The sequence below is a fragment of the Paenibacillus sp. AN1007 genome, from assembly GCF_040702995.1.
Lineage (GTDB): Bacteria > Bacillota > Bacilli > Paenibacillales > Paenibacillaceae > Paenibacillus.
Genome location: NZ_CP159992.1, coordinates 2356615 through 2383104 on the forward strand (window position 1 = coordinate 2356615; position 26490 = coordinate 2383104).

Annotated in this window: 23 protein-coding genes and 1 other annotated feature; of the genes, 4 read left to right on the forward strand and 19 right to left on the reverse strand. The window is 40.7% G+C overall.

All coding sequences use genetic code 11. The features are described 5' to 3' along the window. Nucleotides 1-21: 21 nt before the first annotated feature. Nucleotides 22-1527 carry an MFS transporter gene (locus tag ABXS70_RS10580; RefSeq protein WP_342551264.1) on the reverse strand — a complete coding sequence of 502 codons (1506 nt, stop codon included), beginning with the start codon at nucleotides 1525-1527 and terminating at the stop codon, nucleotides 22-24. A gap of 132 nt (nucleotides 1528-1659) precedes the next feature. Here ABXS70_RS10580 and ABXS70_RS10585 point away from each other — a divergent pair, with 132 nt between their 5' ends. Beyond that, the gene (locus tag ABXS70_RS10585) at nucleotides 1660-2481 is read left to right on the forward strand and encodes a MerR family transcriptional regulator (RefSeq protein ID WP_366295667.1); all 822 of its coding nucleotides are present in this window, start codon (nucleotides 1660-1662) and stop codon (nucleotides 2479-2481) included. 541 nt (nucleotides 2482-3022) lie between these two features. Further along, the gene (locus ABXS70_RS10590; protein WP_272038093.1) at nucleotides 3023-3202 is read left to right on the forward strand and encodes an H-type small acid-soluble spore protein; all 180 of its coding nucleotides are present in this window, start codon (nucleotides 3023-3025) and stop codon (nucleotides 3200-3202) included. Nucleotides 3203-3595: 393 nt separating this feature from the next. Here the strand turns inward: ABXS70_RS10590 and ABXS70_RS10595 are convergent, their stop codons facing one another. After that, nucleotides 3596-5587 (reverse strand): hypothetical protein, encoded by a 1992-nt coding sequence (locus tag ABXS70_RS10595; protein ID WP_366295669.1) that lies wholly within the window; start codon nucleotides 5585-5587, stop codon nucleotides 3596-3598. A gap of 156 nt (nucleotides 5588-5743) precedes the next feature. Between ABXS70_RS10595 and ABXS70_RS10600 the strand changes: the two genes are divergently transcribed. Further along, entirely contained in the window at nucleotides 5744-6607 is an 864-nt protein-coding gene (locus ABXS70_RS10600) for an AraC family transcriptional regulator (RefSeq protein WP_366295671.1), read from the forward strand. A 197-nt stretch (nucleotides 6608-6804) separates the two neighbouring features. Here ABXS70_RS10600 and ABXS70_RS10605 read toward each other — a convergent pair whose 3' ends face one another. From ABXS70_RS10605 to ABXS70_RS10645, 9 genes are all read right to left on the reverse strand, one after another. Continuing rightward, nucleotides 6805-7461, reverse strand: coding sequence for a YkyA family protein (locus ABXS70_RS10605; protein WP_342551260.1), 657 nt, complete (start codon nucleotides 7459-7461; stop codon nucleotides 6805-6807). Nucleotides 7462-7500: 39 nt separating this feature from the next. Further along, a complete protein-coding gene (locus tag ABXS70_RS10610; RefSeq protein WP_366295673.1) occupies nucleotides 7501-8382 on the reverse strand; it encodes a polysaccharide deacetylase family protein in 882 nt (293 codons plus the stop codon). 536 nt (nucleotides 8383-8918) lie between these two features. Further along, on the reverse strand, nucleotides 8919-10037 hold the full coding sequence (locus tag ABXS70_RS10615) for a stalk domain-containing protein (RefSeq protein ID WP_342551258.1): 1119 nt from the start codon (nucleotides 10035-10037) through the stop codon (nucleotides 8919-8921). Between the two features lie 175 nt (nucleotides 10038-10212). Beyond that, a complete protein-coding gene (locus tag ABXS70_RS10620; protein WP_342551257.1) occupies nucleotides 10213-11097 on the reverse strand; it encodes a DUF3298 domain-containing protein in 885 nt (294 codons plus the stop codon). Further along, nucleotides 11097-11609, reverse strand: coding sequence for an RNA polymerase sigma factor (locus ABXS70_RS10625; protein ID WP_342551256.1), 513 nt, complete (start codon nucleotides 11607-11609; stop codon nucleotides 11097-11099). Before ABXS70_RS10625 ends, ABXS70_RS10620 begins: the two co-directional genes overlap by 1 nt. A gap of 550 nt (nucleotides 11610-12159) precedes the next feature. After that, nucleotides 12160-12363: a DsbA family protein gene (locus tag ABXS70_RS10630; protein ID WP_366295676.1), complete on the reverse strand. Its 204-nt coding sequence runs from the start codon at nucleotides 12361-12363 to the stop codon at nucleotides 12160-12162. Beyond that, nucleotides 12356-12802 (reverse strand): DsbA family oxidoreductase, encoded by a 447-nt coding sequence (locus ABXS70_RS10635; protein WP_366295678.1) that lies wholly within the window; start codon nucleotides 12800-12802, stop codon nucleotides 12356-12358. Before ABXS70_RS10635 ends, ABXS70_RS10630 begins: the two co-directional genes overlap by 8 nt. A gap of 56 nt (nucleotides 12803-12858) precedes the next feature. Beyond that, nucleotides 12859-13503, reverse strand: coding sequence for an NAD(P)H-binding protein (locus ABXS70_RS10640; RefSeq protein WP_366295680.1), 645 nt, complete (start codon nucleotides 13501-13503; stop codon nucleotides 12859-12861). A gap of 39 nt (nucleotides 13504-13542) precedes the next feature. After that, nucleotides 13543-14202: an SDR family oxidoreductase gene (locus tag ABXS70_RS10645; protein ID WP_342551253.1), complete on the reverse strand. Its 660-nt coding sequence runs from the start codon at nucleotides 14200-14202 to the stop codon at nucleotides 13543-13545. Between the two features lie 197 nt (nucleotides 14203-14399). On the opposite strand from ABXS70_RS10645, the gene ABXS70_RS10650 reads away from it, so the two are divergent. After that, nucleotides 14400-14993, forward strand: a complete 594-nt coding sequence (locus ABXS70_RS10650; protein WP_342551252.1) for a TetR/AcrR family transcriptional regulator — start codon at nucleotides 14400-14402, stop codon at nucleotides 14991-14993. Nucleotides 14994-15307: 314 nt separating this feature from the next. Here the strand turns inward: ABXS70_RS10650 and ABXS70_RS10655 are convergent, their stop codons facing one another. The 8 genes from ABXS70_RS10655 to ABXS70_RS10690 all read right to left on the reverse strand — a co-directional run bounded on the left by ABXS70_RS10655 (nucleotide 15308) and on the right by ABXS70_RS10690 (nucleotide 26340). Continuing rightward, complete coding sequence (locus ABXS70_RS10655) at nucleotides 15308-17179, reverse strand: alanine--tRNA ligase (RefSeq protein WP_366295683.1); 1872 nt, start codon at nucleotides 17177-17179, stop codon at nucleotides 15308-15310. Nucleotides 17180-17254: 75 nt separating this feature from the next. Then, nucleotides 17255-17498, reverse strand: a binding site (T-box leader). Nucleotides 17499-17625: 127 nt separating this feature from the next. Further along, nucleotides 17626-18477 (reverse strand): hypothetical protein, encoded by an 852-nt coding sequence (locus ABXS70_RS10660; RefSeq protein WP_342551250.1) that lies wholly within the window; start codon nucleotides 18475-18477, stop codon nucleotides 17626-17628. Between the two features lie 529 nt (nucleotides 18478-19006). Next, nucleotides 19007-19348 carry an antibiotic biosynthesis monooxygenase family protein gene (locus tag ABXS70_RS10665; RefSeq protein WP_366295685.1) on the reverse strand — a complete coding sequence of 114 codons (342 nt, stop codon included), beginning with the start codon at nucleotides 19346-19348 and terminating at the stop codon, nucleotides 19007-19009. Between the two features lie 146 nt (nucleotides 19349-19494). Next, on the reverse strand, nucleotides 19495-19863 hold the full coding sequence (locus ABXS70_RS10670; RefSeq protein ID WP_342551248.1) for a helix-turn-helix domain-containing protein: 369 nt from the start codon (nucleotides 19861-19863) through the stop codon (nucleotides 19495-19497). Between the two features lie 134 nt (nucleotides 19864-19997). Continuing rightward, on the reverse strand, nucleotides 19998-21008 hold the full coding sequence (locus ABXS70_RS10675; RefSeq protein ID WP_366295687.1) for a glycoside hydrolase family 43 protein: 1011 nt from the start codon (nucleotides 21006-21008) through the stop codon (nucleotides 19998-20000). Next, a complete protein-coding gene (locus ABXS70_RS10680; protein ID WP_366295689.1) occupies nucleotides 20971-21255 on the reverse strand; it encodes a hypothetical protein in 285 nt (94 codons plus the stop codon). Before ABXS70_RS10680 ends, ABXS70_RS10675 begins: the two co-directional genes overlap by 38 nt. 524 nt (nucleotides 21256-21779) lie before the next feature. Then, nucleotides 21780-24077 (reverse strand): PAS domain S-box protein, encoded by a 2298-nt coding sequence (locus ABXS70_RS10685; protein ID WP_342551244.1) that lies wholly within the window; start codon nucleotides 24075-24077, stop codon nucleotides 21780-21782. Nucleotides 24078-24912: 835 nt separating this feature from the next. Next, complete coding sequence (locus tag ABXS70_RS10690; protein WP_342551243.1) at nucleotides 24913-26340, reverse strand: glycoside-pentoside-hexuronide (GPH):cation symporter; 1428 nt, start codon at nucleotides 26338-26340, stop codon at nucleotides 24913-24915. Between the last annotated feature and the right edge of the window lie 150 nt (nucleotides 26341-26490).

Below are 26490 nucleotides of genomic sequence, written 5' to 3' on the forward strand. Positions count from 1 at the left end.
TGTGAACGATATCTGCAGCCTTTACTGTATTGAATTTTTCAGCTGTTTTTTCTTTGATCGTGTTCCAATCCATAGCATGCCTAATGAAGCAACTACCAGTAACACAATAATGGCTGCAATAACAGCAAAAAAGGACTGATCAAACGCAAATCGCGCGGCCTGTTTCAATGTTTCCGAGGCAGTTCCAGACATCCCTTCTGCTGCGATTAAAGCTTCATCCAAACTATCTTTCACCTTTAATGAAACATTCAATCCTGTTGGAATTTTCATGGTTAACGTGTACACAAGACCTGATAGACTTCCGATCATGGCTATTCCTGCAGCTCCACCAACTTCATATCCCACACTTTCCATAGATGCAGCCATACCTGCCTTTTCATACGGAGCGCTGCTCATTATAGAATGCGAAGCTGCAGTCATCCCGCCACCTAAGCCTACTCCAAAAATGGCTAGTCCAAATACTTTCCCAGCAATGTCCGAATCCAATTGTGCAAGATAGATTCCCAATCCTGCTGCTGTAATGAATAGAACAGCACTCTTGATATAAATAACATTGAAGCGATTCAAGAGCATTCCGGTCACTGGAGCTGCAATGACAGATGCAAAAGGGATCGTTAACGTATATACTCCGGCTAGTAGTGGGCTGAAACCTTCTATTAATTGAAGGCGCTGCGTCACAATATATTGGATTCCCGTCATACCAAATAAACCTACCAATGCCGTAATAAATCCCGTGGCAAACAGAGGTATCTTAAATAATGAAAGGTCAATAAGTGGGTCAGAACTTCTGTTCTGACGACGTATAAAGATAACAAGTGCTGCAATGCCGACAGCAGCTCCAATCACTGCAAAAGTTACCGAACCTTCGCGGCGAGTAAACTCCTTGATCGCATAAATTAGAGTCACCAAGGCAATCATGATTTGGATTGAACTGGTTAAGTCAAACTTTTTACTTGTATTACCTTCATGTTTTGGAACCAGCAATATGGTTAGTACAAATGCTAGTATTGCGATGGGTAAATTTATTAAGAATACAGATCCCCACGAGAAATACTCGAGAAGAAGTCCACCTACAATGGGCCCAAGTCCTGCACCTCCTGAGGCAACAGCACCCCAAATACCTATAGCCAAGCCTAACTCACGCGGATCTGTGAACGTAACTCTGACGATTGCCATGGTAGCAGGCATCATAATCGATGCACCAACAGCAAGAAGTACCCTTCCCGCTATCAAAACATAGGGGGTGGGAGCAAAAGCCGCAGTAAGCGAAGCAATTGAAAATATAATCAAACCTATCAAGAAAACCCGTTTATAACCAAGGCGGTCTCCTAATGTCCCCATTGCGGGAAGCAGACCCGCCATAACAAGTGAGTAACCATTTAAAATCCATAATTTTTGTGATGCAGTCGCTCCCAATTCATGTGTTAATGTTGGCATCGCCGTGTAAAGAATCGTCATATCCATGACGATGAGTAAGAGTGCACTGGATACAATGATTAGAATCATCCAGCGTTTGAATGTTGACATAAGTAATCTTCCTCCGTACGAATTATTTTAAACCTGTAACATCTTGAACTATAATGTATAGGGTAACCCTATAGTCAATAAACAATCTCAGTACAACCAATAAATAGCTATAGAGGCATGGAGGATAGAAAAATGTCGAATATATCAAATGAATATTTCACAACCAGTGAACTAGCTAAAACTTGCGGAGTGACTAAACACACCCTTTTTCATTACGATGATATTGGACTGTTAAAACCTGAATTTGTCAATTCCAAAGGTTACCGTTATTATTCCGTTCAACAATGTCTTGTACTTGATTTGATTATTGTGCTCAAAAAAGCCGGGAGTTCACTAGAGGAAATCAAGGTGTTTCTCCAGAAGCAAAATACTCCTCTATTAATAAATATGTTAAAAGAAAAACAGGTGGATTTGGAAAGAGAACAACGTAGGATAGCTCAAATGCAAAATATTCTGACTAGTGCCATCAAGATGACAGAGGAAGCAGCAGTAGAATTACGAAACTCACCAAAGATTCTGGAATGTTTAGAGGAATATTTTATAACTACCCAACTGGATGCAGGTGATGGTGATAAGGAATTTGCCAAAAAATTAACCGAACATCGGGACTATTGTGAAAAACGCTATATCGATCATGAATTTCCGATTTGGACGATTATAAGTAAAGACCGATTTGAATCTAGGGACTATTATCCTGAATACATAGCTAACCAAATAAAGGCCCCCATTTCTGAAGAAAAGCTGTTTATTAAACCTGCAGGTTTATATGCAGTTATAGATCACAAAGGCTCATACGATAGCATGTCACAAACATATTCCGTTATTAAAAAGTACATTGCACGTAAAGGAATGAAAGTAATCGGAGATGTGTATGCATTGGACCAGCTCACCTATTGGGCAGAAAAGAATCCAGACGACTATAAAATACGGATATTTGTTCAGGTATCACATTGATTTCTCTTTCATTTGAAAGCCAGATTAAAAAATAAAATCCCCCTTCGTTTCTAACGGGAGGATTTCGAGTTTAGGTTCCTGCATAAGGCTGCTTATCGGGGAATTATTTTGTATTGCATATCTTTCTTGATTGTTCATGGATCAATCTCAGTCCTTCAGCCCCTCCCTGTTTTGTTGTATTTACAACAAAAAAATTATGATTTATAATCATTCTAAAAGTATGTTTAATTTGTTTTTAATGACAAAATGAATTTCTGAAAGGATTATAAGAAATGAAATCCAAAAAAATAGACTCCATTGAGGAGCTCAACATCGCTTTTCAAATAAGAGAAGAAGTGTAATGCTTTCTCTGTACATTCAACAAGCTCATTTCCAATGCCTGTTCTCTGATATTATGTTCTGCTCATTCGTTTAGCAAAAACAGCCGATCCATTGATCGACAAATATTTTGCATGAGATGGGAGATCATAAAAGTGGAAGACAGCCATAAAGGGAGCGTTATCAGCAATAAGTAAAGAAATCAAAAATGGGGGGTATTTTGTTGAACAAACAAAGAGCAATTGAAATTTCGGAATCGACCATTATGAAAAATGTAACTTATCAGGATGCACCGATCTTTATCCAGCATGTTAATGAGGATGAAACTGCCCGAATCTATCCGATCGGAAACTCGGAGCAGGAAATGACAGTACCTTTGTCCAGTTTAACTGAGCATCCCTAGTTTGTAAGCTCACTTCATTACAGTCCTGGTTCATGTGTTAATAAATCAAACGCCGTATCTCGACACGAGATACGGCGTTTGATTTATAGTGGGAAGATTACCAGAATTTTGTGGCTGAACCTGTGCAGGAGCTTAACCATTTTGCACCGGATTCGTTGTTTCCTATGCTGCTGTTATTTTCATTAAAGACCCTTAAATTCGCTTAATTTAGCATATTGAGGGGTATTGGTTGATCACATAATTCAGCTGCAGGGAATATAATCTTGTCCATTACGGCAATCGGTACAGGTTCTTGTCCTTGACTCGGAAAACGAACTTGCATCGATAACATAAAAGAGCCGCTAAAATAGCGATTCAATGGGATCATGTACCCCGACACTATAACTCGTATCATTAATCAAGTTTTACTCCTGATTGTGTGTATTCCCAATAATCACCCGCTAATCCTTCGATGATTGAGCTGCTTGCCCAAGGCATCAGACAGAACCAGGTACTGGCGGGAGTGCCATCTGCATATTTTTCGGTGACAAGTCCTTCAGAATGGCAGAAACGTTCTGACATCCATCCTTTTTTTCCAAAGCCGAATTCCTGATCATAGCGATTATAAGTCTGACATCCCCAGTTTATCGTGTCCATCATACGCTGAAAAATATAATGATCCTCCCGCTGCTGTAGATAGTAGAACAGCTCGTCTACGAGGTTACTAGACATAGGGTGAATATGTGGATTAGCTACTGAAGTGACACTTCCACCGGAACTTGACCAATTCAATGTACTGAGCGGTGGAACCTTTACCGGCGAATTGTAACAAAATTTAAAACTGAACTCATAAGAGATTGCGTCTCTCATATGATCGAGGAAAAGTTCCTCACCAGTCAATGCATGTAAATAACGAACCGCTTTTATATAAGCCAAAATACCCTCCGAATCAACCGATTTATCCGCATCCAGAGGAGCGCCGTAGCATTCCATATGTTTGACGTACGTATCATAATAATGGGCTTCACTTAGTCTAAGTTCCTTTATAGACGATGAATCCTTGGTTAACCATTTATAGTAAGCCATAGCAGCGAGACACCAGACACCGCTGAACGCATCATATTCGAGGCCAGCACCTGTTCTCTCTGACAAGATGATCGGATACTCTTTATCTGTATTTTTAGTACGTTCCATACGATCAAGTACCTGCTTGACGTATATAAGCCAATCATCGTGCTTATGATTGCGAATTCGAAGCTCATAATCATAGCACTTCAGGATATAGAACATGGCCTGAGCTGCTAGGTATGCAGAATGTCCTGGGGTCCGCATTCCATCGAACCACCAACCCTTTATATGCCATGTACCATCCTGATACGCATCATATGGTAGACCAGATTCAGGATTCATTGCATTTTCGATAATATTTGTAATACAAGACAGCGCCTGCTGCCGCATGGGTTCGTCATTTAACCGTAGAGCAGCCATAAGCATTGGTGCAGCTATGGCCATACCATTCGTCCAACTGATTGAGATAATTTTATTGTACCGGTAGCCTCCAGTTTCAGCATCCTCATATACAAAGGTGGAGTAATGTCGATCCTCTGGCAGCCAAGCGTATTCGTAAATGGCTTTGGATAAATCGAATACGGTTGTACGAATATCACTACCTTTTCTCGGATGCTCATGATACCGATCATAAATCGCTTCGAGTACTGAATTAATGCCAAGCTCTGATGTTGACTCGTAACTATACAGGTCTAATGTGAACTCAACTGTCTCTCCGGCAGCCAGTTCGAAGCAATTTTCTGCAAGGTCAGCACGTTCATGTACAAGCCTTGATTTGATAAATAATAATGGCGCATTCTCATACCCCAATGTGTATCCAACGGTACCTTTTTCAATGGAACAAGTAAATCCCCCGTATTGATAAAACTCTCCCTTCAAGCCGGGTTGCCACTGTTTCTTGTCTTTACCACTGCTGATCCAGTAAGGACTTGCACAAATGCCATACACATGACCCTCATCATAGACCAGTGCTGCCGGATGTGACAGCCGATCACTTCGAACCATCCACCATGGCGACGAAGGGCGAGACGGATTGCCTTCCCTTAATCTCGGAAACTCATTCGGAACATTTTGCGGTGCTTCTCCACGGTTGCGACCGTACATAAATGCAGGCAGAAAAAAATGTGGATTTTGCTTCTTAAACGGTAATTCTACATGAATGACCCCGGACCATGCGATTTCTCCGTAGTTGTGAATCCTTATCCCAGCACACCAAGGATCCTTTGCGTTACCTAACCCTTCTTTTAGATCCACTTCGGCTTCCAGACGATTGTCTGTCAAAGATGTATAGTCCGTACTTATCTGTGTTCTGCTTCGTGCAGTAAAAATTAGTTCCATAATCTCCTCCAATCAAGTGTCCACACATATCTGATAGCGCTTGCATTTTTTGATCCATCATGCTAGGATAATAACATTTTATAGGTTTAGATTTGCAATTTCATTGCACAAATCGCTATATTTATTGCGTGAAATAAAAGGAGATGTTTGATTGGTATGAATGAATCTTCCGAATACCTTTTTGATCCCATTCAAACTGAGATGATGTATCTTCATCGCGTAACTACTTACAACATGGGCACGTTCCTTCATCGTCATAATGCATATGAGCTGTATTTGTTTCTCCGCGGAAATGTAAATTTTTACATCGAAAACCGTTGTTACCATCTACAATCTGGTGACTTAATCCTTCTTACCCCGGAGGAGATGCACCGTTCCTTTGCAATGGACAAAAACGAATATGAGCGTATAACCATTAATCTAAAAAAATCATATTTGAACCGTTTGTCTACCTCGACGACCAACTTGTCAGCATGCTTTGATTTTCGTCCTAAGGGCAAGGGAAATATAATACATCTTGATTCTGATCAACTGCAACAGGTATTACAATTAACTGGAGAGCTTGAGCAGATTCTGAAGTCAAATGAATACGGAGCAGATATTCAAGCCAATGTACGGATTACTCAATTGCTGCTGGTGGTAAATCTCGCGTTTCAGAATACAAGCTTTGTTCCTACAGATATAATGCCCAAACTAGTCCGAAATACGATGGATTATATTGAAGCCAACCTTGCGGGGGAGCTGACACTTAAACATTTATCGGAAGCTTTATGTATGAGCACTACTTATATCAGTCGGCACTTTAAAGAACATACAGGACTTACTATTCGAGCATATGTTCACAGTCGCCGTATAGAGCTGTCTAAATATTATCTATCCGAGGGCATGAGTATTACAGAGGCATGTTATCAATCGGGCTTTAGAGATTATGCGAATTTCATTCGAAGTTTCACTAAGCTGGTTGGGATTTCTCCAGGGAGATTCACTAAGAATTTAATAAAAAAAAATAATGATATTTAATGAGGCTTTAAGCAGCATTGTATTCACTATTTTGATATACATCTAATCCGCACTGTGACTAATTTTTTGTCCTTGGCTCGGGACACGCGGTACAATAAAAAAGACGCTAATATAGCGACTTTTAATGGGAATATGTCCTTGTCCCTTGACAATAATCCGTAAACTCCTAAGTTCCTTGTATTTTAACTCACAATGGTTCAGCCTTCTCTGCTTAGTTGGATCAGCTGTTCTTGTGAACTGTTAAAGTCCTGGGTCAGTGAGTTGAACTTTTCTTGAATTTCAGTCAATTTGTCATAAAGAACATTTCGTTTTTGAATAGCAAGTTTAATTTCTTTAAGATCCGTTTTAGCACGCTCTCTCATGGATCCGTATACTTGCTCTTCAGCATCCAAACCTAGTCCGTAAGCTTCAATAAACATCTGAAGTGTTTGGTTTCTTGACTCATATTGTTCGAGAGCTTTGCCCGCGAGAGAAAGTGTTTCTTCTTTTTCAAACGAATGTTTTAACAGTGATTGTTGAAGTGATTTCGCTTGTTCATCTGCCTTCAGACTAGCTTTTTCTATTTGTTCAAGAATAGTTCTTCGCGCTTGAATATGAGCTGCTGCCTGATCGAGGAACCCAGTAACGTTACTGTTTTTCTCTTTCCCTTGACTCAGAATAACATTGTATAATTTCATATCTTCTTGTTCATGATTTGCAAGGGACTCCAGACCTTTGTCGGTGGCCTGACTATTTTGAGCTAGTTTGTTAATCTGATTGACCGCAGGCTCCTGAGGCTCTCCACATCCGTTAAGTAGGAGGAGTAATACGATAATGAGAACAGCATGTGTCCGTTTTTTACTTATATTGTTCACGGGTTTTCCCTCTTTTACTGTTAATTTATCTAAGTTGAACTACAAGCGAGGATCGTGGCTGAAATTAACGACCACATGCTCATTCGGATTGTAAACCTCAAACTCATAGCCTTTTGCTTTCAGCAGCTTTAAAATTTGTGGCAGAGCTTCTACAGTTTGTTTCCGTTCATGCATCAGAATCACTTCTATATCTCGGTGTACGCCTCTTTGTATCCGGGATATAATTTTATTGGGCTGGCCGGGAAGGTTCCAGTCAAGTGAGTCCGTAGTCCAATCCCACATTTTAAATCCTGCTGCCGCGATATCCCCTCTAAATGCCTCACCAATCTGCGGGCTGCTTCCATAAGGTGCGCGTATCAGATGTGGTGTATATCCAATCAATGCCTCGACCTTATACTGTACTTCTTTAAACTCATTCAAAAAGTTGTCAGTGCTTCCGCTCTTATATAACTTTTTATAACTATGTGTCATACTATGCAGCCCGGGATAATTGCCTTCTTTCACCAAACGCTTCACCGCTTCCGGGTAGTGATCCAGATTCTCTCCAACCATAAAAAAAGTAGCTTTAGCATCATACTGGTTCATAATGTCCAGCAACTGCCCCGTGTATTTGCTAGGGCCGTCATCAAAGGTAATATATGCCACTTTCCTCACTTGGCCGAAAAATCTCGTTGGTTGTTCTTTTACGTTTGGCAATTCCTGAATGAGCCCTAATTGAGCAGGCTGTTTAATAACAGAAATGGGTGGAGGTGCAACCATCGTTTTTATCCAATGTGCCATACCGCTGAATGAGTATGTAATCCCCATAACAAGGAGAATCAAACTCATAAGTACCAAACTGAACTTTCCATAACGAATTTTTTTTCTTCGTTTGCGAATTCCACTTCCGTAAACTTTTGTTGATTCATGATGTAATTTCAAAAACCGTTCACGTCCTATCATCTTGTTATTTATGCTAACGATCAATCTTTAAACTTGTTCTTACATAAGATTAATAAAACTTTGCCGGGAGGCGATCGTTCTGTCCACCATCTCATTTAATTCGTCGGGAATAGGAATGGAATCATACTCCTGCTTTATCCTATTCAGCTTGTTATGCATTATCGTTTCTCCTCTCTTGGTCTTCCTCGTTCATGTTCACACGAAGCTTCTGTGGTCCTTATAGAGCCTTGGTTTCACGGTACTGAGATTCTCGCGGCCGACTCTCATCTAATCAGACATTCCTTTGGGTCCGCGCGGGTAACCATCAATTGCAATAGCCTCACGTAAGCAAGACGGGGGAGTTGTTTGAAAAGTTTGATCTTGCATAAAGAATTTTTTTCAATGTGATCTTATCTGTGATTTGGCGGTCCATTCAGCCGCGCAACAGGAAAAAAGACCGCTGGCGCAAATGATTGCGGGCGGCCTTTTGCTGTAATCGAATATGAGGGCGTGCAAAAAGGAAGAAAGCGCGTTTTTTAATTTCCTGCGTTGGAGATCGTGATCTGACCTTGCTTGTCTTGGATGGCCTTCAAATTCAGAATTTCGGACAGGAACTCAAGCGGCACATACACGTATCCATTTTTCATTTCCGGTGCCGCACCGAGCTTGCGGGGAGCTTTTTTTCCAAGAAAATAGCTGTCCTTGTTCAAGCTGATGGAGCTCCAGAGGGCTCCTTTGGAAATGTCGGCGGTTTTACGTTTGCCATTCCATGTAACGTCGAAATTCAGCTGGCGCAGCACGCTGGCTAAAGGCACCATTAGCTTGCCGTCTTTGCCGATGTAATGCTGGCTGGAAAGAATGATCGATTGGACTGCTCCGTGTACGTCTTTCTGGTCCGGGATCTTCACGGCAAATTCCGGCGTGCCGGTCGATCCTGGAGCGATGCTGTATTTTTGGAACACGATGGATGCATAGCCGTCCTTCACGTAAAAGCTCTGCTCGGGATCTACACTCTGAAACCCGTTCTCTCCTTTGTAATAGAGCTCTTGGTCTGCAGCGATTGCGGAGTTAATATGCGCATCCAGAATGGATGCGTACTTATTGCCGAACAGGTCTTCAAGCTTTACGCGCTTTGCCTCCGTTTCATTCGTGAAATTGTATGTGTCGACATGTGCCTCCGGATTGTTCATGCCGGTCCCCTCCGTGGTGATTTTAAGGGAGACCAGGCCGTTGTCCGAGCCGTTCGAGGTCAGCTCATATTGGATCAACAGCTGGTAGGGATGCATGGTATAGCCATTCTTTTTGGCCAAGGTGGCTGCTTCGGCGGTGGCCTCTTCCCATTTTGCAAGATCCTTGGAGGCATGGGTTTCAATGATATTATTCAGCTCATCTTGATATTCGGTATCTGCGAGCCCTTGGAATACGGGAATGGTGATATCTGCCTTCAGCCATTTCTGAGATGATTGGAGTTTCTTGCTTGTCACCATCTTCGTGGAAAGCACGGGAGCCATGTTCTGTCCGCTTCCGGAAGCGGCCTGGACCTGTGCATGGAATTGTGCGGAAGAAAGCCCGGAAGCGGACACCATCAGAATGCCTGCCAATCCGGCCGCGGCTATGGTTTTAGTCCATTTTGTTGTATACTGTGTCGTTTTCATTGTAATTACCTCCTGGTGATTATAAAAGATTTAGTCGTAAAGTTGTTGTTGCATTCGGACCATTACCGTCTCGCCAGAGGCGATTTCCCGATCTTACGTGGGGCTCGTTTGTTTAATTCCCGAAATGTAACCCGCACAGTTCGCTAAGGAGCGATTGTGCGGAGCAAAACGGCTCTTATTGGACATACTCGTTGCTGACGAGCAAGTCTTGGATCGCGTCCGTCGGAATCGTAAACTGGGCAACGCCCATGTAGCCAGGCGCTACGTCATATTCATTGAAGCTGATGACCAGCTTGCCGTCCTGATTAATGTAGAAATTCTGGTCCTTCGCGATGCTGCGGAACAGATCATCCTCCGGCATATCCGCCTCGATCCCAGGTCGCTGAACCCAGTAAACCTTGCTTGGGTCGTCCTTCATCTGCTGACGCATTTGCTCTTTAATATTGTCGCTGATCCTTTGAATATAGCGATCATCGCTGAAAAGGCTCGGCAGCGTGATGACGATCTGGTTGACTTTATCGATCGTATCGTATTTGCGGGATTCGGCGGAGGATCCGGCTGATTCGACGACATAACGAGAGAGGGTCAGCAGCCGATCCGTATCGGTGACGACTTCATAGCCGCTTTCCAGCCCGAGATGCCCTTCCCCACCATTTTCCAGCTGGGCCACTTCATTCTTGAAGCCCTCGTACAGCTTTTTGTTTTCCTCCACATATTTGGTATTAAGGGACTGTTCCAGTTCAGGATTCCCGGTGCCGGTAATGCCGGGCGTTTTAAGACTTACATCGGTGTTTTCGTTCTGTTCAACATATTCTCGAATGGTGATCACCTTGACAATTTGCCCGAGCACCGGCACTTCAGACAGCGCCTTGGCGAAGGCCGGGCTGGCGTTTACGCCGACAGACAGCAGGATGCAGGCAGCCGCAGCGCTTACGAGCCAGGGTATAACCTTTCTTTTTGTTCGCCGGGAGGCGATCGTTCTGTTCACCATCTCATTTAATTCATCGGGAATAGGAATGGACTCATACTCCTGCCTCATCCTATTCAGCTTGTCATCCATTATGGTCTCTCCTCCTCTTGATCTTTCTCGCTCATGTCCACTCGAAGCTTCTGCAGTCCTTGATAGAGCCTTGTTTTCACGGTATTGATATTCTCGTTAAGCACTTCAGCTATTTCTTCGATCTTCATATCTTCAAAAAAGCGGAGGATAATCAAGATCCGATATTTGTCCGGCAGCTCATTCAGTGATCTTGCCAGATCCAGATCGGCATAATGGTCTTGGCTGCTTGGCAGCACAACCTCCAGTTTTTCTTCGTCCATGATTTGGACTTTTTTCTGTTTCCGTATAAAATCCAGAGACGTTGTTACTATGATCCGAAAAAACCAGCTTTTTAATGAACCCGTATTCTTCAGGTTTTCAATGGATATGAACGCTTTGTGGATGGCATCCTGTACGATGTCGAGAGCATCCTCTTTGTTGCGGACATAGCTGTAGGCCAGTCGATACGCTCTTTCTTGGTTTTCGGTAATGCATTGGATTAGAAGCTTTTCCAGCTTCCGGCCGACTTTCATCTAATCAGACACTCCTTTGGGCCCGCGCGGGTAACCATCAATTGCAATTGCCTTACGGAAGCAAGACGGGCGGGTTGTTCAAAAAGTTTGATTTGCAATAAAAAAATTCAAACAGAGTGATTTTATATGCCGATTTGGCAGGTCAATCAAGCCGTGTAACAAATTAAGGACCCCATCTTCATCGGGGTCCTTAGCTATTTTCTATTCACTTTCTTATATTTGGATATGTATTGCGGAAACATACCCACCGAAGCCTAACGAACTTTTCCAGCCAAAATACTAACCCTTTGGAACTTAAATTATCAGCTGGTTTTTAGAAATATACTTTATTTCATCTAATGCAGTTTCTTCAAGCCGGTACATCGTTCTTGTCCTCGACTCGGTACAAGAACCAGTACCGATAAAACAAGAAGGCCGTTAAATTAGCGATTTTAATGGGCTCATGTTCTTGTCCACCGACAAATATCGAGTTCTATTATTGTTATCCTGCCTGTCTATGTTCTAGCAAACGTTGTGATGTTCTCGATAATGATTTCATAATATATCTGTCTTACCAATACTTATTGGGATGCTTGGTTAAGAGCTTTAAAAATACTTCAGTTGGTTGTGCGCCGGATATCGCGTATTTTCTATCAATGACAAAGAAAGGTGCTCCTGTAATGCCTAATTGTTTTGCTGTGGCTTCATCTGAGCGCACTTCGCTCGCATATTTGGATGGATCATGGAGAACTGCCATTGACTCGTCCCTATTCATTCCAACTGGATTCTGCAATACTTGCTAAAGTATCATGATCACTAATTAGCTTGGCGTCCGTGTAATAAGAATAGAACATCTTCTCTGCTAATTGCTGATCTTTACCCACAGATTTGGCATACTGGGTTAAACGATGCGCATCAAACGTATTGGTGGGCTTTATTTGGTCGATATTATACACGAGACCCATCATTGCTGCTTGTTGTTCAAGTTCAGCATGTGCCTTTTTCGCTTGTTCGAGACTCATACCATGTTTCTCAGAAAGTATTTGATGCATACTTTTGCCTGAGTACATGGATGTTTGCGGATTAAGTTCAAAGCTTTTATATTCAATAAACACTTCATTCGGAGCAGCGAATTGCTCCAGTGCAGACTCTAATCGTCGTTTCCCAATATAACAAAATGGACAAATATAATCCGACCATATCTCGATGTTCATTTTGAATCCTCCCTCACTAACCACCTTAATCGGTGAATGCTGCTTTCTTATTAAACTTATTTGTTATAAATAATTGGCATTTTTCTAATCAATTGGTTGTCACGAGCGGCAGAGTACATAAATTGGGCAGCATTTTCTCTGGAAACAGACCATTTAGCCGATTTATCTCCGAATGAATAGTCGTAAGACTGCCCTGTATATTTTACATTGGGATTAATAATTCGAACGACTGTCCAATCCAGATTCGATTCCTTAATCATTCCTTCCATTTTCTTCATTTCTGCATAACCGTTTGGTAGGAAAACTTTCGCTAAGGCACCTGGAAGTATCGTGGACATGTTTTTCTTATCGTCATCGGATTGCAAAGCTGGCGTCGCAAGTGTAATGAGCCTTTTTTTGTTAAATTTGTTCATAGCCCTAATCATCAGTTCGTGCCCGTCAGCAATCGGCGTGCCTTTAAGCTTTCGTGACATATCCGATGCCGGCCCCAATGTGCTGATTACAACATCGGATTCGGCAACGGCCTTCTCGATGGTTGAACTATTCGAAAGTTCCCCTTGTACAAGGCTCAAGTTTGAATGTTTGAGGCTGATTTTTTTGGCGTTCCTAACGTATGCCGTAACGAAATCTCCGTGATCTAAAGCTAGTTGTGTTACAAGTTGTCCAATCGCACCACTTGCACCAAAAATGGTGATATTCATATTCTTTTCTTGTATCTCCTTTCAAATAAATTATTCAACTCACACTTTATCTTCAGTTATAAACTCTTCTACTCTGTCTTTTTTGGTGTACATGTCGTACCAAATATCAGCGATTTTATCTTGAACTCCTGAATTCGGCTGCATCCAGATTCCGATCGAAAGATGACCTGCATAAACTCCTTTGTCAGCAAGCTCGCTGTTCAAATTAAAGATATAATTGCGAAGTCCCGAGATTGCAATTCCGACATTACCCATCCTTGGAACCGGGTGGACTGAAGCACCTCCAGTTGTAAATAACAGAGCACCGCTTTGCTTATCCAACATATCCGGAAGCACTTGTTTGACACTCGATAAAGCACCTAAAACATTATATTGAAATTGGTATAACGCATTTTCTTCAGTTACATCTAATGTTGGCGCTACTGAGTCAAAGCTCGGCGTTGGACTGTACTCAAGAACATCAATAAACCCGTATTTCTCTTTAATAGCTGCAAACGCCATTTCTATTTGTTCTTTATTCAATATGTCCGCTTGAAAAGAAGCAGCTTCGATTCCCAATTGTTCTAATTCAATAACCAGTTGGTTCAACTTTTCTTCATTTCGCGCAATAAGCGCGACGCGGAAGCCATGTTGTCCGAATTTCTTTGCAATGGACATCCCTAAACCTGCTCCTGCTCCAACAATCGCTATCGTTTTCATCTAAAATCTCTCCTTTAGTTAAAGTTAATTATCAACCAGATAAATAATGGTCAACGTGTTGTATATTTATCTTTTGTTGATTATGATGAATAAAAGGTCAGCCTTCAATGTTTAATAATTTTGATTTTGAGAGATAAAATACAGTTTCAACTTAAATGTCGTATATCTAACAAAAAAAGTTAAGGGAATGAGCCATAATGAACAAAAAAACCGATTTGCGTATCCTTCGCTCCAAGCTCTCGATAAAAAAGGCGTTTATAGAACTTCTTAATGAAAAGGGCTACGAAGGAATTACGATCCAAGATATAGCCGATAAGGCGATGATTAACCGAAATACATTTTACCTTCATTATCAGAACAAACCCGATTTGTTAAATGTATCAATGGACGAATTATTAGATGAGTTAAAGAGTACACTCAAGCTTTGTTCGAGCAGCAAATCTCCTATAAGTGGCTCTATGCTTGAACAACTGATGCAAACCATACTGGAGAAAATTAAGGACAATATCCCCTTTTACAAAGCATTCTTACTGGATGAGAACAGAATTTATGGTTTTCAATCAAAAATGGAGGAGATTATAAAAAATACAGTGGAAGATGGCTTGGATCATACGCCCCTGAAGATTTCGAAGGAATTATTACTTCAATATATCGCATCTACTTTTATGGGTATTGTAATATGGTGGGTTAGAAATGATTTTTCTTATACTCCAAATGAACTTGCTTCTCAATTCGGAAAAATTCTAACTCATGGACATTTAACAGCTGCAGGTATTCCAATCAACGATTAAGTGATTCAATGGTTACGAAAGAAGCTGGTGAGATAGATGTGCTTTTATTCATTCACAATAGTTTCACTTAGGACTTCTTAGATAACTACTCAATTCGAAATAACACAATGTTCTTGTCCATTCAGGCCAAAGAACCAAGTTTTTGTCCTCCGCACGGGACAAGAACTTGGTTCCTTAATGGAAAAGGAATTATAGCAAAAGGAAATCAATTAAGAGGAAGACTGTTTTTTCTGTCATTAAATACATCTAATATATCAAGATCATCAAATGCCAACAGAATAACGTTGTTACAGATGGCAATCCTAAAATATCAGCTATTGTTCCACTTTTTTATTAATTACTCCTTTAATCCTTCTGACTCCAGCAGCAGAAGATTGTTCTTTTTTAATACTGAACTGTCCTAAGTTTGTTGTATCTTCTACATGAGGTCCCCCACACACTTCTCGACTCCAAACGTTCCCTTCGTTATCTTTGATTGTATACACCTTAACGATATCCGGATACTTATCCCAAAAATTCCCTTCAACATTACTTTCTTTCGCTTCGATTTTAGGCATCTCTGAAATATAGATAACTGCCTTTGATGAAATCGCATCATTCACATACTTTTCCACCGCAGCTAGTTGCTCTGGCGTAAGTTTTTCATCATGGTTGAAATCAAACCTTAATCGTTCTGAAGTAATATTACTTCCTTGTTGATGAACATGATCACCTAAAACTTCCCTTAAACCAGAAAGTAATAAATGAGATACCGTGTGCAGCGCTGTTGTTTCCGTTGAATGTTCAGCTAATCCACCTTTAAATTTACCCGCAGAAGCAGTTCTGCTCTTCTCCGTATGTTTCTTTGCCGCCTCTATATAAGACACCTTGTCTTCCATGCTGTAACCATTTTCAGTTAGAAACTCTTCCGTTAACTCCAAGGGAAACCCATATGTTTCGTAAAAATAAAAGGCATCTGCACCTGTAACTTTACCCTTATTCTTAAGATGGTTTTGTATTTCAGATTCTCCTTGCTGTAAAGTTCTATGGAAAAGATTTTCTTCCTTATTTACTACTTCGATAACTTTCTTTTTATTACCGATCAAATCTTCATAAGCTGCTGCTTCATCTATATAAACCTCAGACAACTCGCCCACAAAACTTCTTTGTATACCTATTTTTTTACCTGCACGAATCGCCCTTCTTAATAACCTTCTTGTTATATACCCTGCATCACTATTAGCTGGCTCCGCGCCATCATTAATTAAAAAAACAGCCGCTCTCACATGATCAAGTATGATTCTAAAAGACTTTAAATCGTCAGTATATTGTTTACCACTTAACTCCATCAATTTTTTCTTGGGATTAAGGAAGAAAGCCGTATTATAAATATCCTTGTCACCATTAAGGGCTGCTGCAACCCTTTCTAATCCGCCTCCATAATCCGTATTGGGATTTTGCATTTTTACAAATCCTATGTCTTCTTTTTTGTAACACATAAATACGTTGTTCCCAATTTCTAAAAACCTTTCGCTTGCAGAAGCAGGATGATCCAGTGAATCTCCGCCTGGTTCAAAATCATAGAACATTTCACTATCAGGCCCACCCGGTTCACCAATAGGCATATTCAATGGACTTCCGGCTCTACTCCACCAATTTTCTTTTTCATCATATAAGAATATCCTTCCACCTCTAGATACCCCATATTGATAGGGATCATCTTCAATGATGGGTTCTATACCCACAGATTCAAATTTTTCTGACCAGATTCGAATGGCTTCCGTATCTTTCTGTATATTCAAATCATTACTTCCTATAAAAGCACTGATATACAGCCTGCCAGGATCCATTCCTAATTCGATAATATGCCAATTCCAAATGGCATCAATTTGCTTTTTCTTATAGTTATTTTCATTTGCTTTAAACTCCCATCGACCTATCATTTCAAAAAATGTCAGATGAGACGTATCTCCTACTTCGTCAATATCCACTGTCCTTAAACACTTCTGAATATTAGCAATATCATTACCGATCGGATGCTTTTCCCCCAATAAATAGGGAACCATAGGCTGCATTCCACTTCCTGTAAACAACGTCGAGGGATCATTTTCTGGTAACAAGCTGGATGAGGGCACATGACTAGCCCCTATTCCTTTCATAAAATCAACATATGATCTCCTTAACTCATCTGGTGTCATTCTCACCATGCTCAATCCCTCCATCAATATTATTTATTCTAAGCAATAAAACAAAAAAGCCCTAAGCTGACATGTTTCTTGTCAACTTAGGGCGAACTATTATGTCCGTGTTACCACCTAACTTCAGATTGCTCTGCACTCGATCAGTACGGGATTTCTCCGATACTGTTTCCTGAATAACGGTGGAACTCCGTTGAAGCCTACTAAGATTCTTCTGTTCGGTTCACAGCTCCGAGACTGCTTCACTATTAGATCAATGAAGATTCGCACCAACCATCTTCTCTCTGTGAGATCCCTAATAGCTACTATTTCTCATCATAGCCTTTTTGTTTTAAATTAAGCCAATGCTATCATACTTAATTAACTCCGTCAATTAACATTTATGTTAAATTTTCGAAAGGACGGGAATTAGTCAATCTGTCCTTATAGAAAATCTAGTATGACATTTTTGTTAGTTAGGTTAAGCCAAAATGTTCTGTTAAAATCTCCACTAAACATTGCTTATAAACATTTAAATCATATGAAGAATTGTTTGCCTTTACCTTAGCTATGTTTATGTTATTAAAAATTTCCTCTTCCAATTCTCTTCTTGCCTTAAGAACCTGAAGAGTTCCCTCTAACCCAATGTAACCAAAATTTTTCCCATATCCTTGATTTGTATAATATTCAATAAAACCCTCTGACCATTCTTTAGGTCTTTCCTTAACCGCTTTTCTGAAGGAATGCTCGAGATCATTCTGTTCAACGTAAATCAATAAGGGATTAAGTCTCTCTACAATTTTTTCTAGTTCTTTAATGTAGCTGGCGACATCTTCATGCGCTGCACCATATTTGATCATTCCTATTGTTATAGGATTTTGCATAAAACAGCAATCAAAAATGTAAGTGTCTGAACCATTCAAGGCACGTTTAGTAAACTGCTTCCATCTTTCTGTAATTAGTTCCTTGTTGTGATCTAATGTTAATTCATAAACATCGTTTCTGAAAATTGCAGTTAGCAATTCATTTGGAATCTGGGTCGCATCTTCATTTATCATTTTTCGATATTCAAGGAAATAATGGTTGCCTTCATTAATAATACGATTATTTAATAAATCTCTAAATTTTTCATGGTTATTTAACAATTCATCGTATTCTTCTTTCTTAAAACAAGCTACTCCATCATAGTCAGCAGGATGATCCAAGTTCCCTTCCAAATAAAGCTGAGTTTTAATGTTCGTATCCGTTAGAATTTCATGGACCAATCGAGCAGTTGTTGTTTTCCCGAAGCCTGGTATTCCCTCAATTAAAATCAATTTAGGTTTCATAAAATTTCCTCCATTCAAAAATTTGGAGGATAAGCAGGTACGAAGTAATTCGAGATGCGTTTTCCCAATCAAATAAAAAAGCGAATACCAATAGGTATCCGCGGAATAGGTTTATGAAATACCTTGACCTGCATACCCTGTAAGAATAAATGAAAAAATGCCAAATAAAAGATCGTTACTTTTAAAGGCATATTTTAATTTGTTTATCTTTACAGGTTAATCCACATGATAAGATTATGCTCCTTTGTATGCATCTCATGACTGATTTTACCAATAAAAATGTAGAAATACAATGAAACGTAAGGATCTCCTTTAACGTAACTGTTTTATTCTTTTTTAACTAAGGTTTCCATTAGCTAACGAAAGCCGCAGAGTTGACTTGAGATGATCAATATGATTTGGACACTGCAGCTCTTTCTCAAATTCCGTATCCCTATCTCTTGTATCAGCAATTTTTAGAAGAAATGTTCAATCTTTAATTCTAGAAAGTACAGCAAGGATGCAGCTGATAATCCTGACCTTTGAAAACTTACCGTCTTACATTCGTCAGTGTACTACCCCATTCACCGACTGGTTCAAGCCAGCTTACGATTCTATCATCAATTAAATTGGTGAGCAAACCTTCATACTCAGCACGATAAGGTTTGTTTAGTTCGTGTTGAATCCAACTTTCTTTTGTACCCTGCCAGATCTCATAGATGACAAGATCATCCGGATGATCAAGATCATCGGAGACGATCGCATTGACAAAGGTAGCTTCACTCTTGAAGTTGCTAATCATTGCAAATAGACTTTCACGGAAAGCTTCTTTCTTACCAGGCTTAATTTTAAAACGTATATTGAGAATTATTTGATTGTTGTTTGTTGACATCACTAAACACTCCTTTTATTAATTTTCATCCTGATCACAAGTTTTATTATGTACTATGAAGTACGATTAAAATAGTACGTACTTTTAAGTTATATAGTAACTAAAAAGTAATAATTGTGATGAAGTACAGAATAAATAAAATTATTCTATTCTACATTTAATCTCCGATATTTATCCTTGATCCATGTTTTCTCTGCATAATCCTGCCCCCAATTACAAAGAGCTCGCAAAGTGGGTTCAAGTGACATGCCCATTTCTGTAATTGCATATTCCACTTTTGGTGGTACCTGGTTATACATTTTTCTTTTAATCAAATTATTACTCTCTAACTCCCTCAATGACTGTACTAACATTTTCTGTGAAATTGAAGGTATGAGCCTTTTCAACTCACCGGTTCGTTTAGGTCCTTTTATTAAGTAATACAGAATTAGAGGTCTCCACTTTCCGCCAATGACATCTAACGTAATTTCCAGATCACAATAAACAGTTTTCAATTGAGAAACACCATCTCTCATTTAATTTTCATTATTATAGTACACTTCTGGTGGAACAACGCAACTGATCCTCCTATCAAAAAAGCAGCTCCGTCAGGAGCTGCCTCATGTTATGCTTTATCTTGTAATCTAATCTGTTTCCGCTAACCGCCAGCTTACTCGGCATCCGGATAAGGATTGATCTTCTGGATCGTTCCGTCTTCGTTGTATTTCAGCTCGGAATATTTAACGCAGCGCTTGTGGTTGACGCCTTCCGACAGGGAGCTGTCGTGATAGAACAGATACCACTTGTCTTCAACCTGCACAATGGAGTGGTGGGTTGTCCAGCCGATAACCGGAGAGAGAATTTCACCTTTGAACGTGAATGGTCCCATCGGGTTCTTGCCGATCGCATATACGAGCTTATGCGTCGTTCCCGTAGAGTAGGACAGGTAGTAATAGCCGTTATATTTATGCACCCATGGGCCTTCAAAATATCTCCGGTCCTCATCCCCGGCCAGAATCGGATTTCCGTCTTCATCGACAATCGATATCTCGGCAGGTTTGTCCTGGAAGGAGAGCATGTCGTCGCTAAGCAGTGCAGCTTGGGGTCCAAGCGCCGGCTGGTCAGGAGCCGGTCCTTCTGCATCCGGAACGAAGCTCCCGGTCTGCCATTTCTCCAACTGGCCGCCCCAGAGTCCGCCGAAATAGATGTATGACTGATTGTCATCATCCACCAGTACGGCCGGATCGATACTGAAGCTGCCTTCCATATAATTCGGCTGCGGCTTGAACGGGCCTGCCGGAGAGTCTGATACCGCCACACCCAGACGGAAGATGCCGTCATGATCCCGTGCCGGGAAGAACAGGTAGTAGGTATTGTTCTTATAAGCGGCATCCGGGGCCCAGAGCTGCTTAGAGGCCCATGGAATATCTCTCAGATGTAGCGCTTCGCCGTGATCGACCACCGGGGAATTGATGTTGTCCATCGAGAGGACATGATAGTCTTCCATTTTATACTGGTCGCCATTATCGTTGCTCGGCTCGTCATGATCGAGGTCATGGGAAGGATAGATGTAGATTTTGCCCTCGTAGACATGGGCGGATGGGTCCGCAGTGAAGATGTGGGTTACGAGCGGCTGGTGGGGCTTAGGTAGTTGTTGTTGTTGTTGTTGTTGTTGATTCATAAGGCATCTCCTTTGGTATTGGAATGATAGATTCCTTCATAGTAAGCAGGGCTGGCGTTCTCTGTACCGATGACGGAGGCGTGCAGCCCCAGGCAGACCCCGGTGAAGCTGAGGTGTTCAGCCGCGCCGTGAGTCCTGCATGTTCTCCTTCAGTTTCGGGCGTGAAGTTCAGGCTTAAGCCCTTCTCCATCCGGTGATGCTGCCGGCTGAGGTGCGTGAACATGTGAGGCACTTCATCGTCCAGCATGTAGGTATTCCCGCACTCGGTCCAGGAATAGTGCTCAAATATCGGGCGATTACGGGATTACGGTAAAACTTTGAATGCATCGTACCCTTCCTCTGAACTCAAAGCAAGCGTTTACAATCTTTAATGTTATTGTACAAGCCCCGATTGTTCTTTCCTATACTCATACTAAAGATCTTCCCCCATAAAAATGTACAATTCCCGCCTATCCCATTATACTGGAAATATACACCTATTGCTCGCGTTTTGCTTACTCGGGTGGACATTATTTAATTGTGATTGTACATTCCAATTCTCAGGAGGTTTTCTGCCTTCTGAAAACCAGTTATAACCATTGTTTATCCAAACTTCTCTCCACATTCGAAATGATTCCTCATTAGTGCAAAACTTCAGAACATCCTTATTAATGGATGAGTCAGCGGATATAGGTTCGTTGACTCATCCTGTAATTTTGCAATAATAAACTCGTCCGCAATAACGCCATGCCATTTAATTCATTACGCATCTCTGTATCAGCATTAACATCATCAAGAATGATTCTTTTGTTTCTTATTATAGTACGTCTCCATCACTTGATAAATAGATTCGCTTTTGATGGGTTTACTAATGTAATCATCCATTCCTGCCTTCAAGCATCGTTCCCTATCCCCTCTTAGAGCATTTGCAGTCACTGCAACAATATATGGACCGTCTTCAGAAGATCGATTCTCTTTGAGGGCTTGAGTCACTTCAAACCCATTCAATTTAGGCATATGCACATCCATAAACACAATATCGTATGCATTTCTCTCAGCAGCCTCTAAAGCTTCTTTTCCGTCCACGACATGATCTACGAAGTGTCCCTTTTTTTCAATCATTTTACTAAGGACAAGCCGATTCATTTCATTATCCTCAGCAATCAAAATATGGAGAGGGGTGTCTTTGTTAATAGTCTGAGAGAACTCTATGCGTTGGCCAACTTCTTCATTGTTCATTTTAAAGCATGCCGTGAATATAAACGTTGTGCCAGGTTCATCTGAATCCTCAATCCATATATCTCCATGCATGAGTTCTATCAATTTTTTGCTGATTGCCAGTCCCAATCCCGTTCCTTGCGTTTTGCGGGTCATAAAGTTGTCCAATTGGTAGAATGGCTCAAATAATTGCGGTCTTTTCTCTGCTGGAATCCCCACACCTGTATCTTTGACTTTAAACTTGAGAACCACGTTTTCATCACACTGCTCTTTAACAAGTACTTGAATTTCTATGCTGCCTTCGAGAGTAAACTTCACAGCGTTACCGATGATATTAGTAAGTACTTGTTTTAAACGAGAGGCATCACCATAAAGCGGAATGGGAAGCGCCTCATCCAAACAAATCCGAATATCTAACTTCTTTTCACGGATCAAAGGTTTTACGATTTGCACCGTTTCTGTCACGATTTCCTCAAGATCAAAAGGATCAACTGCTAAATCGGTTTTTCCAGACTCGATCTTAGAAAAATCAAGGATATCATTGATAATCGTAAGCAGGGAGTCACCACTCTTTTGGATAATCTGAATATATTCCTTTTGCTCCCCGCTCAGTCCCGGAGTATCTAGAAGAAGATCTGTCATTCCGATTACACCATTCATAGGTGTTCGTATTTCATGGCTCATCATCGCCAAAAAATCACTTTTCGCCTGATTCATCCTTTCAGCTGTTTCTTTGGCAATGAGAAGCTTTTTCTGTTCTGTAATGTCCTTGGCGATTAAATAGTAACCGACATTGACATTGTTAATAATAATTGGAGCAAGTGTTGCCAGTACTTCGGTCTCACGGCCATCTTTGTGCAAAACAGCATTCATTTTCTTCTCAGCCAAACCATAGTGACTCCGTAGAATGAGGCCTAGATTACCGGCTCCAATAAATCTTCCTATACTTTTCCCAACCATCTCGTTTACTGCATAACCAGTCATTTTTACTGCTGCAGGATTAGCGTTTATAATGTTTCCACTCATGTCGAATGAAATAATCGCATCATGATTATACTTTTTGAGCGAGGTGTAACGTTCAATGGTTTCTTGAAGCCTGAATTCGATCTGTTTCTGTTCGGTAATATCCTGAAGTACACCGTTTAACTCTATGGGCTCTTGATGCTCGTCATCAATGATCAGCCCACGTAATTGAATATATTTTTCTCTACCATTGGACCGAGCGCATTTAAATTCAAAAACAAAAGGGTCCCTTTGTTCTCTATCTCCTATTTTTTCTCGCAAAGATGCTGCATCCGCAGTACTCATTACTTTATAGATATCTTTTGCGCAATAATATTTGTTCGTGCGGTCAAGTTCAAAGATTTCCAATACCTGTTCAGAAATAGTGATCTGATCATGAACGACATCCCATTTCCAAGTTCCAATCTTCGCCAATCGTTCGGCATTTCTGCTAATGCCTTCACGGTGCGAAAGTTTCCGTTCAGATCGGATACGATCAGTGATATCTACCATAAAGCAAATGAAGTAATGGGGTTCAGAAGCTGTTTCATCACTGACTGGAGTTACATGAAATGAACACCAGAATTCTTCGCCATTTTTTTTAATGCAGCGTCTTTCATAGATGTTATCTTTTACTTTGTTATCGAAAATTCCAGCTTCTTCAACATGATACTTCGAGGCATCCTCCGGATGTGTTAAATCCTGGAAGTTTATTTTCATCAGTTCTTCACAAGTGAAACCGGTCATACGGCAAAAAGCAGGATTCACTTTCAGCCAATTTCCTGCCGGAGATATCAGAGCAACTCCAATCGGTGTTTGATTGTATATTTGCTCGAAGCATTCATGATGATTAACCTGCTGAACCTGCATTGAGAGCTCTCTCCCCTACACTTCATTTTATGATATAGAGTCGCTTTTCATAAAAACATCATTCTTTGTAAATCGAATGAACACGTAATAACCCATTTTTGAGATATTCGACTATATTCTACTCTTCAAATTTACCACAAAAAGTATAGGTCCATATATAATTATGCTATAAATATATCAAATAAAGGCAGTGGATTATGACGATCCTCCACTGCCTCTTTTGGTTTTCTTCTTTATTTTTTTATACTATCGTTCCCTTCTGAAAAAAAAATTCTATTTACCAAAGGTAGATGCAGGTAATTATAATTTTCAAACGTAATAAACTATTCGGATTTGGATCACGGCTCAATGCCCCTCTGTGGAACGCAACACAGCAAACGCATATGGATAACGAAATCTTAATATTCAACAGATTTGAGATTCATCCGAGCGTACTTGTGTGTTCCGAACAGGTTCTAAAAGTGGACTAATGCTGTTTTAAGAGAAATATGAAAGGGTGCCCTAATGAAAGAGCACTCCCGAATATCAAAATGAATTAGAGTGTCAGACCGCCATCAACTACGACGACTAAACCTGTCACACAGCTTAGTCGACCTCAACCTATTTCGGCCGGCCTTAACCTTCGACGTGTATCATTTTAAAAGTTCACTGGAATACGCTTTAATTCATGATCTTAAGTCATCAATACTTCGTCTTTCAACATATCCGTGACGTATTCAAAAATAAGTCTAAGCGGAATTCCTAAGGCATTTTGAGGAGGAGAATCCCGGAATGTCAAAGGGATGCTCGTTAGGTCCCACGCATCGGGTAAAAAAGTGAAATACCCCGTATCTTCCTAAGAATTCGAGCGTTCTTCCAGTTCTTTTACTATTTGAGGATACTTCTCATCCAAATCGTACTTGCGCAAGCAGATATACGTAAGAACGAATATCACCAAAGGAAGATATACCGTCAGAACCAGGATGCTGGTAATCGCTGAACTCGCCTGCGTTGCTAACGTTCCGTCGTAGCTGCCCATGGCAAGAATCCAGCCGATCATCGCGGCAGCCAGGCCCATACCAATTTTAACGCCAAAACTGTTTGCGCTGTTGACCATTCCAACTAACCGTTTACCTGTTTTCCATTCACCGTATTCCACGGTGTTGTTCACCAACACCCCGCCCACAGCCATCATAGGAATGGTTGCCAGTGTGGCGATCCCGCCTAGTACTAAAGCAGCTATAAAGTTATATGGCATGAAGCAGCGAATAAGTGATGAAACGATACCAAGAATCATACCTATCCGTGCAGTTCTGGTAAGTCCGAACTTCTTGATCATGGGTCCTACCATAACAAAACCTAAAAATACCGGTACCAATCCAACTGCTCCCATGACTCCTATCAGATCCTCATTTCCAAGAATATACTTGGTGTAATAGATTCCTGTTGAACCGTTAAGCGTATACAACATGTTGATCAATAACTGAGCAAACAGCATGATGACCCAGTATTTGTTCTGGAATAAAAGCTTGATGCTTTCCCAAAAGGGGATGTTATCGCTTTCAATAATACTTACGCCAGCATTGTTTTCTTTGGAAGCTAAGAAGGTCAGAATCAAGGAAACGAAGGACACCATACCCAATACAACCGCAACGATGATCCATGCTTTTTGATTCCCACCAAGCATATTGGTTATTGGAATTAATGCGATCGAGATAATCATCCCGATAATATATCCAAAGATGGTTCGGGTAAGTCCCATTTTACCGCGTTCTTCTACACTTTTGGTACGAATAGAAATCATACTTCCGAAAGGGATCGCAATTCCCGTATACACAATGGCTGAAGCAAAGGCAACGGTAGCTAAAGCATAGACGGTTTTTACGGTTGATGATGCCTCAGCGGGCACTGTAAACAGTAAGATGATCGATACCATTGCGGGTAAAGCCATCCAAAGAAACCAAGGTCTAGCCTTTCCATATTTGGATTTTGTCGCATCAACGATTCTACCCATCAGCAAGTCTGCTATTGCATTAATAAATTTGGTGATGAGCATAATCGTACCCACTGTGGCAGCTGCAATACCTACCTTGTCTGTATAAAAGTAAGTTAACATCCCGATTAGTCCGCTGATGGAGTTTAAAGCAACTTGCGCTACTCCGTCGCCTAAGTAATGGTGAGGACGCATTGTTTTCTGTATTCCTTGGGCATCAAGACCTAATGCCTTGGACTTTTTACTTCCCTTTTCAACTGGTGGATTAAGGATTTCTCGCTCTGTTTTCATGGTTGTTCCCCCTTATTTCATTCGCCCCATGGTATCGCTTTCAAACATAATTTTAGTCCTCTTCGAATTATAAATATGGTAACATAATTATTTTTTTAGTAATTTTATATTGAGCTCAGTATTTTTTAATGTGCTTTTTATGACGTTCTT

What these genes read in the sequence shown, in the direction of transcription:
- ABXS70_RS10650 (WP_342551252.1), top strand. Translation starts at nt 14,400, where the DNA reads ATGAACAAAAAAACCGATTTGCGTATCCTTCGCTCCAAGCTCTCGATA.
- ABXS70_RS10615 (WP_342551258.1), bottom strand. Translation starts at nt 10,037, where the DNA reads ATGAAAACGACACAGTATACAACAAAATGGACTAAAACCATAGCCGCG.
- ABXS70_RS10625 (WP_342551256.1), bottom strand. Translation starts at nt 11,609, where the DNA reads ATGAAAGTCGGCCGGAAGCTGGAAAAGCTTCTAATCCAATGCATTACC.
- ABXS70_RS10630 (WP_366295676.1), bottom strand. Translation starts at nt 12,363, where the DNA reads ATGAATAGGGACGAGTCAATGGCAGTTCTCCATGATCCATCCAAATAT.
- ABXS70_RS10585 (WP_366295667.1), top strand. Translation starts at nt 1,660, where the DNA reads ATGTCGAATATATCAAATGAATATTTCACAACCAGTGAACTAGCTAAA.
- ABXS70_RS10620 (WP_342551257.1), bottom strand. Translation starts at nt 11,097, where the DNA reads ATGGATGACAAGCTGAATAGGATGAGGCAGGAGTATGAGTCCATTCCT.
- ABXS70_RS10640 (WP_366295680.1), bottom strand. Translation starts at nt 13,503, where the DNA reads ATGAATATCACCATTTTTGGTGCAAGTGGTGCGATTGGACAACTTGTA.
- ABXS70_RS10690 (WP_342551243.1), bottom strand. Translation starts at nt 26,340, where the DNA reads ATGAAAACAGAGCGAGAAATCCTTAATCCACCAGTTGAAAAGGGAAGT.
- ABXS70_RS10675 (WP_366295687.1), bottom strand. Translation starts at nt 21,008, where the DNA reads ATGAATCAACAACAACAACAACAACAACAACTACCTAAGCCCCACCAG.
- ABXS70_RS10670 (WP_342551248.1), bottom strand. Translation starts at nt 19,863, where the DNA reads ATGAGAGATGGTGTTTCTCAATTGAAAACTGTTTATTGTGATCTGGAA.
- ABXS70_RS10580 (WP_342551264.1), bottom strand. Translation starts at nt 1,527, where the DNA reads ATGTCAACATTCAAACGCTGGATGATTCTAATCATTGTATCCAGTGCA.
- ABXS70_RS10685 (WP_342551244.1), bottom strand. Translation starts at nt 24,077, where the DNA reads ATGCAGGTTCAGCAGGTTAATCATCATGAATGCTTCGAGCAAATATAC.
- ABXS70_RS10660 (WP_342551250.1), bottom strand. Translation starts at nt 18,477, where the DNA reads ATGAAACCTAAATTGATTTTAATTGAGGGAATACCAGGCTTCGGGAAA.
- ABXS70_RS10680 (WP_366295689.1), bottom strand. Translation starts at nt 21,255, where the DNA reads ATGCTGGACGATGAAGTGCCTCACATGTTCACGCACCTCAGCCGGCAG.
- ABXS70_RS10595 (WP_366295669.1), bottom strand. Translation starts at nt 5,587, where the DNA reads ATGGAACTAATTTTTACTGCACGAAGCAGAACACAGATAAGTACGGAC.
- ABXS70_RS10655 (WP_366295683.1), bottom strand. Translation starts at nt 17,179, where the DNA reads ATGGTGAGAATGACACCAGATGAGTTAAGGAGATCATATGTTGATTTT.
- ABXS70_RS10600 (WP_366295671.1), top strand. Translation starts at nt 5,744, where the DNA reads ATGAATGAATCTTCCGAATACCTTTTTGATCCCATTCAAACTGAGATG.
- ABXS70_RS10635 (WP_366295678.1), bottom strand. Translation starts at nt 12,802, where the DNA reads ATGAACATCGAGATATGGTCGGATTATATTTGTCCATTTTGTTATATT.
- ABXS70_RS10665 (WP_366295685.1), bottom strand. Translation starts at nt 19,348, where the DNA reads ATGTCAACAAACAACAATCAAATAATTCTCAATATACGTTTTAAAATT.
- ABXS70_RS10645 (WP_342551253.1), bottom strand. Translation starts at nt 14,202, where the DNA reads ATGAAAACGATAGCGATTGTTGGAGCAGGAGCAGGTTTAGGGATGTCC.